Here is a 14,204-nt window from a genome sequence, read left to right as displayed (position 1 = left end):
TTTCTCCGCTAGACAAAGATGTCCACCGAAAGGGCTCCTTCGTGAAAATCCGTAAACTCCTTCTCAGCGTGACTGCCGGTATCCTGGCCGTCTCCGTTGCAGGCTGCGGCTCCGGCTCGGGCCGCGGCGGCGCTGATTCCGATTCCGCCGAGTCCGGCGACAACGCAGGTGCGCTGGTGGGCATCGCAATGCCCACCAAGACTTCCGAGCGCTGGATCAAGGACGGCGACTCCATCAAGGCCGAGCTCGAAGACCTCGGGTACGACACCACGCTGGAATACGCCGACGACGACATTCCCACCCAGGTCCAGCAGGTCTCCAACATGATCACCAAGGGCGCCAAGGTCCTGGTTATCGCCGCCATCGACGGCACCGCGCTGAGTGACCAGCTGGACAACGCAGCAGCTGCCGGCATCAAGGTCATCGCTTACGACCGACTGATCACGGGCAACGAAAACGTGGACTACTACACGACCTTCGACAACTACACCGTGGGGGTCCAGCAGGCCACCTCGCTGCTGACCGGCCTGGGCATCCTCGACGCCGAGGGCAAGGACACCGGTGCCACCGAACCGAAGAACATTGAACTCTTCGCCGGCAGCCCGGACGACAACAACGCCAACTTCTTCTACGACGGCGCCATGGACACCCTGCAGCCTTACATCGACAAGGGCACCCTCGTGGTCCAGAGCGGACAGACCGGCTTCACGCAGATCGCGACTCTGCGCTGGGACCCGGCCACCGCCCAGAAGCGCATGCAGAACCTGATCGCCAGCACCTACTCGGGCGGCGAAAAGGTCGACGGCGTGCTGTCCCCGTACGACGGCATCTCGCTGGGCATCATCTCCGCCCTCACCGGATCCGGCTACTCCGCCGATGCCCTGCCGGTCATCACGGGCCAGGACGCCGAGGCCGCCTCGGTGAAGTCCATCATGGACAACCAGCAGTACTCCACCATCTTCAAGGACACCCGGGCGCTGGGCGAGCAGACCGTGGCGATGGTTGACGCCGTGCTCAAGGGCGAAGACCCCGAGGTGAACGACACGGAGACGTACGACAACAACGTCAAGATCGTCCCGACCTACCTGCTGGACCCGATGGTGGTCACCAAGGACAACTACGAGGAAGTCCTCGTCGACAGCGGTTACTACGAGGCCTCCGACCTCAAGTAACTCCCTACCACCGCGGTGTTCCCCGCCGGCAGCCGTACGCGGCTGCCGGCGGGGCGCCGCCGGCAAGGACATGAACGTGAACGCGAATATTCTTTCCATGCGGGGAATCACCAAGTCGTTCCCCGGGGTCAAGGCACTCCAGGACGTCTCCCTGGAGGTCCGCCAGGGCACCGTGCACGCCATCTGCGGAGAAAACGGCGCCGGGAAATCCACCCTGATGAAGGTCCTCTCCGGGGTCTACCCGGCCGGCACCTATGAGGGCGGGATCTACCTGGAGGGCGAGCTCCAGGAGTACAAGGACATCAAGGATTCCGAGGCCGCCGGTGTGGTGATCATCCACCAGGAACTGGCACTGAGCCCGTTCCTCTCCATTGCGGAGAACATCTATCTGGGCAACGAACAGGCCAGGGGCGGTTTCATCGACTGGCACCGCACCAACCTCGAAGCCGGGAAGCTCCTGGAACGGGTGGGCCTGGCCGAGAATCCCGCCACCAGAATCCAGGACATCGGCGTGGGCAAGCAGCAGCTGGTGGAAATCGCCAAGGCCCTGTCCAAGCGGGTCAAACTCCTGATCCTCGACGAGCCCACGGCCGCCCTGAACGATGAAGACTCCGAGCACCTGCTCGGGCTGATCAAGGACCTGCGCCGGGACGGCATCACCTGCATCATCATCAGCCACAAACTCAACGAGATTAAGTCGATCGCCGACGCCGTCACCATCATCCGCGACGGACGCACCATCGAGACGCTGGGCATGCAGGCGGACGAAATTTCCGAGGAGCGCATCATCCGCGGCATGGTGGGCCGCGACCTCGACAGCCGTTACCCGGAGCACACCCCGGTCATCGGCGAGGAAGTGCTGCGCATCGAGGACTGGACGGTGCATCACCCGCTGGACCGCTCCCGCAAGGTTGTCACCAACGCCAACCTGAACGTGCGGGCGGGCGAAATCGTAGGGATCGCCGGGCTGATGGGAGCCGGGCGCACCGAACTGGCCATGAGCGTCTTCGGCCGCAGCTACGGCCACAACATCAGCGGCCGCGTGTACAAGAACGGCCGCGAGATCACCATGAAGAACGTCGGCCAGGCCATCGCGCACGGACTGGCCTATGCCACGGAGGACCGCAAGCGGTACGGGCTGAACCTCATTGAGGACATTCGCCGCAACATCTCCGTTTCCAGCCTGAACAGGCTCTCCGTCCGCGGCTGGGTGGACCCGTACCGGGAACACCTGACGGCGGAAAAGTACCGGACCAGCATGAACATCAAGGCACCCTCGGTGCTGGCCCTGACCGGAAAGCTCTCCGGCGGAAACCAGCAGAAGGTGGTGCTGTCCAAATGGATCCACACCAATCCCGACGTGCTGATTCTCGACGAGCCCACCCGCGGGATCGACATCGGCGCCAAGTACGAGATCTACACCATCATCAATGAACTGGCGGACCAGGGTAAGGCGGTCATCGTGATCTCCTCCGAGCTGCCGGAGCTGCTGGGAATCTGCGACCGCATCTACACCCTGGCCGAAGGCCGCATCACCGCAGACGTCCCGCGGGAAAAAGCCAGCGCCGAATACCTCATGCAGTACATGACCCGCGACGCCAGGACTCCTGCCGACGCGACAGACAAGGAACGCCAATGAGCACTCTCACCGATAAGGGGCCGTCCACCGGCGCCCCCGCACCGAAGGAACGTCCGGCAGGGATTGTCGGCACCGCCCTGAACTACCTGACCGGGCAGCTGCGCCAGGTGGGGCTGTTCATCGCCCTGATCGCCATCATCATCTTCTTTCAGATCGCCACCAACGGGATCACCCTGGCACCGATCAACGTCTCGAACCTGATCATCCAGAACAGCTACATCCTGATCCTCGCCGTCGGCATGGTCCTGGTGATCATCGCCGGACACATCGACCTTTCGGTCGGCTCCGTCGTCGCCTTCACCGGTGCAGCCGCCGGCGTCATGATCACGCAGTGGGGGTTGCCCTGGTGGCTCGCCGCCGTCCTGTGCCTGGTCCTCGGCGCCGCCGTCGGAGCCTGGCAGGGTTTCTGGATCGCCTACTTCGGGATCCCGGCGTTCATCGTCACGCTGGCGGGCATGCTGACCTTCCGCGGACTGACCCAGATTGTCCTGCAGAACCAGCAGATCTCGCCCTTCCCGGACAAGTTCCGCGACCTGGGCAGCGGATTCCTGCCTGACCTCGGCGGAGGAACCAGTTTCCTGGAGCCGCTGACAGTCATCATCGGCGTCCTTTCGGCCGCAGCCCTGGTCGGCTCGGGCATCCGCCAGCGGATGATCCGCCGCCGCCACCAGCTGGTCGACGAGCCGATCCTCTGGTTCGCCGCCAAGCTCGTCTTCACTGCCGGCCTGCTCCTGTTCATCACGTACCTGCTCGCCAGCTACCGCGGCACTCCCATTGTCCTGGTCATCCTGGGGCTGCTGACGGTCGGTTACTCCGCCGTCATGAACCGCAGCGTCTGGGGACGCCACATCTACGCCATGGGCGGGAACCTGCACGCCGCGGACCTCTCCGGCATCAACACCAAGCGGACCACGTTCACCGTTTTCATCAACATGGGTGTCCTGGCCGCGCTGGCCGGTCTGGTCTTTACCGCGCAGCTGAACCTGGCCAGCCCCAAGGCCGGCGAGGGCTTTGAACTCGATGCGATTGCCGCCGTCTTTATCGGCGGAGCCGCAGTGACCGGGGGCATCGGCCGGGTCACCGGAGCCATCATCGGCGGGCTGATCATCGGCATCCTGAACAACGGCATGTCCATCATGGGCGTGGGCACCGAATACCAGCAGCTGATCAAGGGGCTGGTGCTCCTGGCAGCCGTGGCCTTCGACGTGTTCAACAAGCGCCGCGGAGCCGCCTCCATTACGTAGCGGACGGCTGTAAGCGGGAACCTGCAGAGCAGGAACCCTTCGGAAACGACAAAGTGGCCGGCACCCGTCATCGGGTGCCGGCCACTTTGGCGTTCTGCGCAGGTGCTGCCTGAGGCTAGTCGTTGGCCTTGACGGCCAGGACCGGGCAGTCGGACTGGAGCAGAACCCGCTGCGCGGTGCTGCCCAGCAGCATCTTGCCTACCGGGGTGCGGCGCCGCAGCCCCAGGACAATCAGCTCGACGCCGGAACCTTCGGCAGCCTTGAGGATCTCTTCGGCGGGATCGTAATCGCCCACCGGATGAACCAGCTTGTAGGAAGTCCCTGCTGAGCGCAGCTCTGCTTCAAGCTTTTCAAGCGCGGCGTTGTTGGCTTCTTCCTGCTCCTGGTGGTGCAGGCCGTGGCGGGGGAACGCCACGTTCACGATGACCAGCTGCGCTGAACGGGCACTGGCCTCCCGGCGGGCGGCGTCCAGCGCCGCCATCCCCTCGGGGGTGGGAAGAAATCCGACGACAATACTCATGGTGCTCCTGACCTAGGGATGGAAAAGCGGGGCGGAAAAGGGCCTAGCCCCGGAGTTCTTCGGCATCTGTGAAGCGCGTCTTCTTGGCGCGCACTGCCCGGTTCCAGAACCAGGTCAGCACCCACAGCACCAGGCCCAGCAGCAGCAGCAGGCCGGCAATGCGGTATTCGATCGGGTCCTGCGCCCACGGGCCCAGCAGGAAGGCGCAGGTGAAGACACCGACGTACGGGAGGAACCCGGGGGAGCGGAAGTGCTTGCCCTCGTGCGGGGTGCGGCGCAGCACCAGGCAGGCAACGTTCACCACGGTAAACACTGCCAGCAGCAGCAGTGCCGTGGTCCCGCCCAGGGCCGCGACGGTGTCCTTGCCCATGAAGTTGGTGACGATGATAATCAGTCCCAGCGCGATGGCGGTGGTGAAGATGATCGAGGCCCACGGCGTGCGGCGCCCGGGAAGAACCTTGGAGAGCGAACGGGGCAGGACGTCCTGCTTGGCCATGCCGTAGAGCAGGCGGCTGGCCATGAGCATGTTGATCAGGGCGGTGTTGGCCACCGCAAAAATGGACAGGAACGGGTAAATAACATCAACCGGCAGGTTGGGTGCTCCGGCCCGGACAACCTCGAGCAGGGGGGTTGCACTTGCGGAGAGCTGGCCGACGGGCACAATGGCCACGGCGGCAATGGACACCAGCAGGTAGACAATCAGCGTGATGCTCAGCCCGGTCAGCATGACCTTCGGGAAGATCTTGGCGGGATCCCGGGTTTCTTCGGCCATGTTAACCGAGTCCTCAAAGCCCACCATGGAGAAGAACGCCAGCGAGGTGGCGGCTGTCAGGGCCAGGAAAACGCTCTTGTTCTCTTCGGTTTCGAACACCATGACGCGGGAGAAATCTACATTGCCCTGGCTCATGGCCCAGAAGCCGATGAGGATGACAATCAGGAGGCCGGTCAGTTCGATAATCGTCAGGACCACGTTGAACTTGATGCTCTCGCCAACTCCGCGGAGGTTAATCACCGCGAGGACCAGCATGAAGATGACGGCCACCCAGGTGACGCCGGTCTGTCCCCACTCCAGGTTGAACCCGACAATGAAGTTCTCGGCCAGGAACTTGGCGGCAGTCGAAGCGGAGGTGATTCCCGAACTCAGCACCGCAAAAGTCACCAGGAACGTCACGAAGTGAATGCCGAAAGCCTTGTGTGCGTAAAGGGCGGCACCTGCGGCCTGCGGAAACTTGGTCACCAGTTCCAGATAGGACAAAGCGGTAATGGTGGCAACGCCGAACGCGATCAGGATGGGCGCCCAGGCGGCACCGCCGATTTCGCCGGCTACCTGGCCGGTCAGGGCATAGACTCCGGTGCCGAGAATGTCGCCGACGATGAAGAGCAGCAAAAGCTTGGTCCCCATCACCCGCTTGAGTTCGGGTTCCCCGGAGCTGATTTTTGTATCGCCCATGGCTGGTTTCCTGCTTTCTGTATATCTGCACTGCGGCCCGGGACGTGTACCGGGGAAAATCGGTCACGGCCCGCTGCCCGGTATTCTCTGCGCCATTAAGGGGCAAAGCAATGTTACGGGACTTGACGCCTGTCTGCGCACAGAACCCCGTCCTCCTCCCGGAGGCAGAACACGACGAAAGGAATCAGTGCTCGGGATCAGCGGAACGAATGACGCGCACGGCGCCGATGCGGCGGCGCTGAACGCTGAGCACCTCCAGTTCGCACCCCGGAGCGGCGACAATGTCTCCCGGACGGGCAATGCGTCCCAACCGCTCCATAATGTATCCGCCGACGGTTTCATATAAGCCTTCCGGCAGGTTTATGCCGGTCAGCCGTTCGAATTCCTGCAGAATCAGTGCTCCGTCAACCACCAGATCGCCCCGGACGCGCCGGTGCAGGTCCTCGGGATCCCGCGACGTGTCGTATTCGTCGTAGATCTCCCCGACCAGTTCCTCCACGAGATCCTCCAGGGTCACAATGCCGTCCGTTCCGCCGTACTCATCGGCCACGACGGCAATGTGGCTGCCGTCGCGGCGCATCCTGGACAGGGAAGGCACCACCGCTGCAGTGCCGGGAAGGAACAGGATGGGACGGACAATGTCACCGAGCCGCCGTTCGGGCCCGGTTCCGCCGTCGTCGCCACCGCGCAGGAGATCCCGGACGTGGATGAAGCCCAGGACATCGTCGGGGGAGTCCCCGATGACCGGATACCGCGAATACGGCAGCGTGTGCACCGCAGCGCGGGCCTCGGCTACGGTGAGGTCCGCGGAAAGGAACTGCACCTGGGGCCGCGGGCGCATCACCTCCTGAAGCAGCCGGTTCCCCGCCCCGAACACGTCCGAGAGGATCCGGCGGCTGTCCTCGGCCAGCACCGGGCTGGCCGCCACCATGTCCCACAGCTCCTGGGATGTCACCGGCGGCGTCTTTACCTTGGGATCACCGCCGAGGAGCCGGACCACAGCATCCGTGGAGACCGAAAGCAGCCGAATCACCGGCCGCATGACGACGGCGAACACGTTCAGGGGCGGGGCCAGGAGCCGCGTAAAGCCCTCGGCGTTCTGCATGGCGAGCCGTTTGGGCACCAGTTCGCCGAGGACCAGGGACAAGTAGGCGACGGCGAGGGTCATCAGGATGAAGGCGGCCGCGTCCGCGGCGGGCGGCGGAATACCGAGGGCGCGCAGCGCGGGGGTGACCGCCGGCGCCAGCGCGGACGCACCGTAGGCAGCGGAGAAGAATCCGCAGAGGGTGACGCCTATCTGGATGGACGAGAGAAAGAGGTTGGGGTTCCGGGCCAGCTCCGCGATCTTCCGGCCGCCCGCTCCGGAGTCCTCGATCTTCCTGATCTGACTCTCGCGAAGTGAGACCAGCGCCATTTCGGTTCCGGCGAAGATTCCCCCGAGCAGGACGAAAAAAACCACGAGCAGCAAATTAAGGAGTGTGGTGCCGTCCATAGACAGAGAGTACCGGGGAGGTGTGGAACATCACATGGGCGGCTCGCGGCAGCCCGCCGGGACACAAAAATACCCCCCGGAATCCGAAGATCCCGAGGGGTAGATATTGTGCGCGGAGGGGGACTTGAACCCCCACCCTCGTTAGAGGACTAGCACCTCAAGCTAGCGCGTCTGCCATTCCGCCACCCGCGCCTGGGTGTTTTCCGCAAGGCCTTCAGTCGTTCAAAAGCTGCGGAAGCAACGGGAAAAACTCTAACACGGTTTTGGCCCGGACCGTAAATCGGTGCTGGTCAGCCGTCCGGTGGCTAGGCTGGCAGCAAGCCATCCGAAGGAGAAACCATGTCTGAGACTGCTGCGTCCGAGCAAACCGCAGAAAACGAAGTGGCCCGGATCTGCCGGGAACTGATCCGCTTTGACACCTCCAACTTCGGCGACGGATCGGGTCCGGGTGAACGGGCCGCCGCCGAATACACTGCGGGCCTGATCGAAGAAGCCGGACTGCACGCCGACCTCTTCGAATCCGCGCCCGGCCGGGCATCGGTCGTCACCCGCATGGAGGGCTCCGACCCGAGCCTCCCGGCGCTCGTGGTGCACGGCCACCTCGACGTCGTTCCCGCCCAAAAGCAGGACTGGTCGGTGGACCCCTTCAGCGGAGAAGAGCGGGACGGGCTGATCTGGGGACGCGGCGCCGTCGACATGAAGGACATGGACGCGATGATCCTCTCGGTCATGCGCAGCATGGCGCGCACGGGGACCAAGCCCAAGCGGGACCTCATCTTCGCGTTCTTCGCCGACGAGGAGGCAGGCGGCAAGTACGGAGCAACCTGGGCGGTGGAAAACCGCCGCGAGCTTTTCGACGGCGCCACTGAAGCCATTTCCGAAGTGGGCGGCTTTTCCGCCACGATCGGCGGTAAGCGCACCTACCTGCTGCAGACCGCTGAAAAAGGCATCTCCTGGCTGCGTCTCGTTGCCCACGGCCGCGCCGGCCACGGTTCACAGATCAACACCGACAACGCGGTGAGCCGCCTCGCCCGCGCCGTCGCCACCATCGGGGAATACCCCTGGCCGATCGAACTCACCGACACGACACGCGCCTTCCTGGACGGCGTCACGGAACTGACCGGCGTCGAGTTCGATCCTGATAACCCGGAGCGGCTTCTGGCCGAGCTGGGCACCGTAGCCCGTTTCGTGGGGGCGACGCTGCAGAACACCGCCAATCCGACGGTCCTCAAGGCCGGCTACAAGCACAATGTCATTCCGGGCACCGCCGAAGCCCTCATTGACGTCCGCACCCTTCCCGGACAGGAAGAGCAGGTCCTCGCCGTCATCAAGGATCTGGCCGGGCCCGGCGTCGACGTCAGCTATGAGCACAAGGACGTCTCGCTGGAGGTGCCCTTCAAGGGCAACCTGGTGGATTCCATGGTCGGCGCCCTGCAGGCGGAGGACCCGGGCGCGCCCGTCCTGCCCTACACGCTCTCGGGCGGCACCGACAACAAGTCCCTGAGCCGCCTGGGCATCACCGGATACGGGTTCGCCCCGCTGCGCCTGCCCGAGGAGCTGGACTTCACCGGCATGTTCCACGGCGTGGACGAGCGGGTCCCGGTCGATTCGCTGAAGTTCGGCACCCGGGTGCTCTCCCGCCTGCTGACCGGATACTAGGAGGACGCCGCCGTGAATCCCGCCGACATCCTCACGCCCGAGCTCCTGGACCGCCTGCGCAACCGCGCCGCCGGGTACGACCGCGACAACACCTTCTTTACGGAGGACCTCGAAGACCTTCGCGCCGCCGGCTACCTCGCCCTCTTTGCACCCACTGCTGCGGGAGGAGCCGGCTTCGGCATTCCCCAGGTGGTCCAGGCCCAGCGGCTGCTGGCGACGGCGGCTCCCGCCACGGCGCTGGCCGTGAACATGCACCAGGTCTGGTGCGGGGTTGCGCACCTGTTGTCCCTTCGCGGCGACGACTCCCTGGCATTCGTGCTGGACGACGCCGCCCGGGGTGAGCTGTATGCGTTCGGGATCTCGGAGCCGGGCAACGCGGCCGTCCTCTTCGATTCCTTCACGGACGCCCGGCCGCAGGGCGACGGCTCGTATGCCTTCACGGGAACGAAAATCTTCACCAGCCTGTCTCCGGCGTGGACCAGGCTGGGCATCTTCGGCCGCGACGACTCCGATCCGGAGGAGCCGCGGCTGGTCTTCGGTTTTGCCCCGCGGGGAACCGAAGGCATCACGGTCAAGGATGACTGGAACACCATGGGCATGCGCGCGAGCCAGTCCTGCACCACCGTCCTGGACAACGCGGTGGTAGCGGCCGACCGGCTGGTGCGCACCACACCGGTGGGTCCGCACCGGGATGCCTTCGTTTTCGGCATCTTCAGCCTTTTCGAAACGCTGCTCTCGGCCGTCTACACCGGGGTGGGGGACCGCGCCGTCGAACTGGCGGTGGAAGCGGCGCAGGGACGGACGACGGCGGGAGGCAGCCCTGCGGCCCACGATCCCCATACCCGGTGGAAGGTCGCCGATGCCGCCATCCGGATGGACGGCATCCACCCGCAGCTCGAGGCGATCGCACGTGACCTGGAGGCCGGCACCGACCACGGCAACCTCTGGTTCCCCCGGCTGTCCTCGCTGAAGTACCGGGCCACCGAAACTGCCCGGTCCGTTGTTGAAACGGCCGTCCGGGTATCCGGAGGCAAAAGCTACTTCCGCGGGGCGGAGCTGGAACGCCTGTACCGGGACGTCCTGGCCGGCATGTTCCATCCGTCCAGCGAGGACTCGGTCCACGTTTCGGTGGCCAACGCCTGGCTGGGCCCGGTTCCGGACAAAGACTGAGTTCCGGACAAAGACCGAGCCTCAGGCTTCTGCGCTGCGTCAGGCCGTGCGCTGGACCCGCATGACGCGCCGGCGCAGCCAGAAGCGCCTGCCGCCGCCGCGGTAAATGCAGCTGCGGTGCAGCTCCCATTTGCCGTACTCGGCGTGCTCCCTGATGAGCCGCCGGGCCTCGGAGACTGAATCGCCGGGGTTAACGGAGACCACGAGATACTCGTAGTCCCGGAAGTTCTCGTCTGGCCGGCGCAGGCCGGGCCGAAGAATTTGTTCGCGCATATCCCTCCAATTTTGCCTGCTTTACCGCTAACGTCTAGGGCATGAGCATAGATCCGCACGTCGCGCTCCAATCACTCATGGCTGCCCTCGAAGAGCACCTGACGGCCGCTTCCCAGCGCCGCGGGGACAAGGACCCGCTGGTTGAGACAGCCTATCTGGCGGTGGCGGATGCCTTTGAGGTCTACGAAGAAGTCCTCTACGACGCGTACGGCGAGGTCACGCCGCTGGAAATCTACGAAGACGACGACGAGGAGTTCGACGGCGAGTTCGCCGACGACGAAGAACAGTCCTCGGGCGTTCAGCCCGGGACGTAGAACACCCCGCCGGAACGGCGGTCCACGCGGGAAAAGTCCGGTCCAAAGGGCCGTGCAGCACTCCTCCTGCGGCTGTGACCTGCGACGCATCGTGAAGCTGCCCGGGGCGGCCCCGCACGGCGGGCCGCCGGTCGTGGCCTAGAGTTCTATCTTGTGAATTGGTTTGAAGCGCTCTTCCTTGGCCTTATTCAGGGCTTGACTGAATTTCTCCCCATCTCTTCCAGCGCCCATCTGCGGATAGTCGGTGAGCTGCTGCCCGGTGCCCAGGATCCGGGTGCCGCGTTCACCGCGATCACCCAGCTCGGCACGGAAACCGCGGTGGCGGTCTACTTCTGGAAGGACATCGTCCGGATCGTGAAGGCCTGGATCGGGTCGCTGGCCGGACGTGTTCCGCGCAGCGATCCCGACGCACGCATGGGCTGGCTGATCATTATCGGCACGCTGCCGATCGTGGTGCTGGGCCTGCTGTTCCAGGACCAGATCGAAAGCACCTTCCGCAGCCTCTGGATCGTGGCAACCATGCTGATCGTCTTCGGCATCATCCTTGCGGTGGCCGACGCCGTGGGCAAGCAGCAGCGCACGCTGGACAAGCTCACCTACAAGCACGGCATCCTGTACGGCTTCGCGCAGGCGCTGGCACTGATTCCCGGTGTCAGCCGTTCCGGCGGAACCATCACCGCCGGGCTGTTTATGGGCTACACCAGGGAGGCCGCCGCCCGCTACGCCTTCCTCCTGGCCATCCCCGCCGTCTTCGGCAGCGGGCTCTTCCAGCTGGTGAAGTCACTGGATGAGCCCATGGTGTACGGCGGCTGGGAAACCGCCGGCGCCACCCTGGTTGCGTTTGTTGTGGGCTTCATCATCATCGGATGGTTCCTGAAATATGTCTCGACCCGCGGTTACGGCCTCTTTGTCTGGTACCGCATCCTCCTCGGAGTCGTGATTTACCTGCTTCTGGGCTTTGGCGTGCTGAATGCCTAGCAACGGAAAGTAGAGTTGAACCTGTGATTGCGTGGAAAAGCTCCCCCCTGCCCGTCCTGCCCGGTAAATCCCCGGAACTGGCCCTCTACGATTCGGCCCTGCGCCGGACTGTTCCCGTGCGAACGGATGGTGCTGCCAGCCTGTATGTCTGCGGCATCACTCCCTATGACGCCACGCATATGGGGCACGCCTCCACCTATGTGGCCTTTGACCTCCTGAACCGGCAGTGGCGGGATTCGGGCAACGAGGTCCGCTATGTGCAGAACGTCACGGACATCGACGATCCGCTCCTGGAGCGGGCCAATGACCGGGGCCTGGACTGGCGGGCTCTGGCGCAGGAGCAGACACAGCTGTTCCGTGATGACATGGAAGCCCTGAACGTCATCGCGCCGGACCACTACGTGGGCGCCGTGGAGTCCATCGAGTGGATTGTGCCGGTAGTGGAGGACCTCCTGCGCCGCGGCATTGCCTACCGCGTGCCCGGCGAGGGCAGCGAACCCGACGGCGACGTCTACTTCTCCGTCGACGCGGCTTCGGGCCTGGCTGCCGGTGATGACGCCTGGCAGCTCGGTGCAGTGTCCGGGCTCAGCCCGGAACAGATGCTGCCGCTCTTCGCCGAACGCGGCGGGGACCCGCTGCGTCCCGGCAAGCGCAACGCCCTGGATCCGCTGCTGTGGCGCGTCGAACGCGCCGGGGAGCCGTTCTGGGACGGCGCCTCGCTGGGATCCGGCCGTCCCGGGTGGCACATTGAGTGTTCCGTTATCGCCCAGCGGTTCCTGCCGGCACCCTTCACCGTGCAGGCCGGCGGCTCGGACCTGGTCTTCCCGCACCATGAGATGAGCGCGGGGCATGCCTATGCCTGCACCGGAACCCCGCTGGCCCGCCACTACGCCCACGCCGGAATGGTGGGCCTGGACGGCGAAAAGATGAGCAAGTCCCTGGGCAACCTCGTGCTGGTGTCCAGCCTGCGGGCCCGCGGCACCGATCCGGCCGCGATCCGCGCTGTCCTGCTGAGCCACCACTACCGCACCGACTGGTTCTGGACAGGCGAACAGCTGACCGCGGCCGAGGAGCGTCTGTCCCTCTGGCGGCAGGCACTTCCCGTCACCGGTCACGCGCAGGCTGAGCAGATGCTGACCGACGTGCGGACAGCCCTGGCCCGCGACCTGGACGCACCGGCAGCTCTGGCTGCGGTCGATGCCTGGGCCGCTTCAGCCCTTGAGGCTCCTGCCGCAGACCGGGACAGCGCCGCGGCTGATCTCGCCGGATCGACCGTCGACGCCTTGCTCGGAATCCGCCTCTAGCAGCAGCCCTAGTCGCGCCTGCGGCGTTTGAGGTAGCGTTCAAACTCGCGGGCGATCGACTCCCCGCTGGCCTCGGGCAGCTCCGCGGTGTCTTTGGCTTCTTCGAGCTGCCGCACATATGCAGCAATTTCGGGATCCTCAGTGGCGAGTTCGTCGACGCCGCGTTCCCAGGCATCCGCTTCATCCGTCAGCAGCCTGGTGTCCAGCGGAGCCTGCAGAAGCTCCTCGATGCGGTGCAGCAGCGACAGCTGGGCCTTGGGCGAGGGTGAATGGCCCACATAGTGGGGGACCGCCGCCCACAGGGATACGGCGGGGATGTCGGCGAGCCCCGCCATTTCGGCAAGCACCCCCACAATTCCGATCGGCCCCTCGTAGTGCGAGGACTCCACCTTCAGGTCATCCCGCAGGTCGCTGTCCTCGCAGGTGACCGTCACCGGAATGGGGCGGGTGTGCGGCACGTCCGCGAGCAGTGCGCCGGCCAGGACAATGCAGTCCACGCCCAGCTCCTTGGCAAGCGCAATCAGCTCCGCCGTGTAGGCACGCCACTTATAGGAGGGTTCAACTCCCGAAACGAAGATGATGTCCAGGTTGCTGCCCGGCACTTCCGCCCGGGAAATGCGGGTGGTGGGCCATTTGATCCTTCGCTCTCCGGACGCGAGCCGTTCAATGACCGGCCGGGTGAACTGGAAGTCGTAATATTCATCGGCGTTCAGGCTGGCGATCTTTTCGCTTTCCCAGAACATGCTGAGGAACTTCACGGCGTCGCTGGCGGCCTCTCCGGCGTCGTTCCATCCTTCGAAGGCGGCCAGCATCACCGTGGTGCGTTCCTGGGAACCGCCGAAAAAATCCTGGAGTCCAAGGGGCGGGGTTTTGTCGGTATTGCTCACAGACTCACCATAAGCCCAGGGCGCCGCGCTGTCAGGACCGGGGGAAGGCTTCGCGGGGAGCAAAGTAAACCCGGGGCCCGGCACGCCCAGTAGACTGGTAGG

13 protein-coding genes and 1 tRNA gene are annotated in these 14,204 nt (G+C 64.8%); 8 read left to right on the top strand and 6 right to left on the bottom strand.

From position 1 onward, the window contains the following. The first annotated feature begins 41 nt into the window (after positions 1-41). The 3 genes from chvE (at position 42) to mmsB (ending at position 4,055) form a co-directional block, all read left to right on the top strand. A complete protein-coding gene (gene chvE / locus M1D40_RS09560; protein ID WP_341393156.1) occupies positions 42-1,172 on the top strand; it encodes a multiple monosaccharide ABC transporter substrate-binding protein in 1,131 nt (376 codons plus the stop codon). 97 nt (positions 1,173-1,269) lie between these two features. Next, positions 1,270-2,811, top strand: a complete 1,542-nt coding sequence (mmsA, locus tag M1D40_RS09555) for a multiple monosaccharide ABC transporter ATP-binding protein (RefSeq protein WP_461171041.1) — start codon at positions 1,270-1,272, stop codon at positions 2,809-2,811. Then, a complete protein-coding gene (mmsB, locus tag M1D40_RS09550) occupies positions 2,808-4,055 on the top strand; it encodes a multiple monosaccharide ABC transporter permease (RefSeq protein WP_341393154.1) in 1,248 nt (415 codons plus the stop codon). Before mmsA ends, mmsB begins: the two co-directional genes overlap by 4 nt. Positions 4,056-4,170: 115 nt before the next feature. On the opposite strand, the gene M1D40_RS09545 is transcribed toward mmsB, so the two are convergent. The 4 genes from M1D40_RS09545 to M1D40_RS09530 form a co-directional block, all read right to left on the bottom strand. Beyond that, positions 4,171-4,575 carry a universal stress protein gene (locus tag M1D40_RS09545; RefSeq protein ID WP_341393153.1) on the bottom strand — a complete coding sequence of 135 codons (405 nt, stop codon included), beginning with the start codon at positions 4,573-4,575 and terminating at the stop codon, positions 4,171-4,173. 43 nt (positions 4,576-4,618) lie between these two features. After that, positions 4,619-6,025 (bottom strand): APC family permease, encoded by a 1,407-nt coding sequence (locus M1D40_RS09540; RefSeq protein WP_341393152.1) that lies wholly within the window; start codon positions 6,023-6,025, stop codon positions 4,619-4,621. 184 nt (positions 6,026-6,209) lie between these two features. Then, positions 6,210-7,517: a hemolysin family protein gene (locus M1D40_RS09535; protein ID WP_341393151.1), complete on the bottom strand. Its 1,308-nt coding sequence runs from the start codon at positions 7,515-7,517 to the stop codon at positions 6,210-6,212. A 109-nt stretch (positions 7,518-7,626) separates the two neighbouring features. Further along, positions 7,627-7,709, bottom strand: a tRNA-Leu gene (locus tag M1D40_RS09530). A 147-nt stretch (positions 7,710-7,856) separates the two neighbouring features. Between M1D40_RS09530 and M1D40_RS09525 the strand changes: the two genes are divergently transcribed. Both M1D40_RS09525 and M1D40_RS09520 read left to right on the top strand, forming a co-directional pair. Continuing rightward, positions 7,857-9,176, top strand: a complete 1,320-nt coding sequence (locus M1D40_RS09525; RefSeq protein WP_341393150.1) for a M20/M25/M40 family metallo-hydrolase — start codon at positions 7,857-7,859, stop codon at positions 9,174-9,176. A 12-nt stretch (positions 9,177-9,188) separates the two neighbouring features. Beyond that, entirely contained in the window at positions 9,189-10,346 is a 1,158-nt protein-coding gene (locus M1D40_RS09520) for an acyl-CoA dehydrogenase family protein (protein ID WP_461168671.1), read from the top strand. 39 nt (positions 10,347-10,385) lie between these two features. On the opposite strand, the gene M1D40_RS09515 is transcribed toward M1D40_RS09520, so the two are convergent. Beyond that, the gene (locus M1D40_RS09515) at positions 10,386-10,619 is read right to left on the bottom strand and encodes a DUF5703 family protein (RefSeq protein ID WP_341393148.1); all 234 of its coding nucleotides are present in this window, start codon (positions 10,617-10,619) and stop codon (positions 10,386-10,388) included. 41 nt (positions 10,620-10,660) lie between these two features. Between M1D40_RS09515 and M1D40_RS09510 the strand changes: the two genes are divergently transcribed. The 3 genes from M1D40_RS09510 (at position 10,661) to mshC (ending at position 13,215) form a co-directional block, all read left to right on the top strand. Further along, positions 10,661-10,933, top strand: coding sequence for a hypothetical protein (locus M1D40_RS09510; protein ID WP_341393147.1), 273 nt, complete (start codon positions 10,661-10,663; stop codon positions 10,931-10,933). A gap of 153 nt (positions 10,934-11,086) precedes the next feature. After that, the gene (locus tag M1D40_RS09505) at positions 11,087-11,911 is read left to right on the top strand and encodes an undecaprenyl-diphosphate phosphatase (RefSeq protein ID WP_341393146.1); all 825 of its coding nucleotides are present in this window, start codon (positions 11,087-11,089) and stop codon (positions 11,909-11,911) included. A gap of 23 nt (positions 11,912-11,934) precedes the next feature. Further along, on the top strand, positions 11,935-13,215 hold the full coding sequence (gene mshC, locus M1D40_RS09500) for a cysteine--1-D-myo-inosityl 2-amino-2-deoxy-alpha-D-glucopyranoside ligase (protein ID WP_461168670.1): 1,281 nt from the start codon (positions 11,935-11,937) through the stop codon (positions 13,213-13,215). An 8-nt stretch (positions 13,216-13,223) separates the two neighbouring features. On the opposite strand, the gene M1D40_RS09495 is transcribed toward mshC, so the two are convergent. After that, the gene (locus M1D40_RS09495) at positions 13,224-14,102 is read right to left on the bottom strand and encodes a PAC2 family protein (RefSeq protein ID WP_341393144.1); all 879 of its coding nucleotides are present in this window, start codon (positions 14,100-14,102) and stop codon (positions 13,224-13,226) included. Positions 14,103-14,204: the final 102 nt, after the last annotated feature.

This window comes from Arthrobacter sp. Z1-15 (assembly GCF_054792395.1).
This window is presented reverse-complemented; position numbering and strand designations above follow the sequence as displayed.

Bases quoted from the DNA above. Each gene is read 5' to 3' on its own strand.
- mmsA (WP_461171041.1), top strand. From the start codon at position 1,270: ATGCGGGGAATCACCAAGTCGTTCCCCGGGGTCAAGGCACTCCAGGAC.
- mmsB (WP_341393154.1), top strand. From the start codon at position 2,808: ATGAGCACTCTCACCGATAAGGGGCCGTCCACCGGCGCCCCCGCACCG.
- M1D40_RS09545 (WP_341393153.1), bottom strand. From the start codon at position 4,575: ATGAGTATTGTCGTCGGATTTCTTCCCACCCCCGAGGGGATGGCGGCG.
- M1D40_RS09540 (WP_341393152.1), bottom strand. From the start codon at position 6,025: ATGGGCGATACAAAAATCAGCTCCGGGGAACCCGAACTCAAGCGGGTG.
- M1D40_RS09535 (WP_341393151.1), bottom strand. From the start codon at position 7,517: ATGGACGGCACCACACTCCTTAATTTGCTGCTCGTGGTTTTTTTCGTC.
- M1D40_RS09525 (WP_341393150.1), top strand. From the start codon at position 7,857: ATGTCTGAGACTGCTGCGTCCGAGCAAACCGCAGAAAACGAAGTGGCC.
- M1D40_RS09515 (WP_341393148.1), bottom strand. From the start codon at position 10,619: ATGCGCGAACAAATTCTTCGGCCCGGCCTGCGCCGGCCAGACGAGAAC.
- M1D40_RS09510 (WP_341393147.1), top strand. From the start codon at position 10,661: ATGAGCATAGATCCGCACGTCGCGCTCCAATCACTCATGGCTGCCCTC.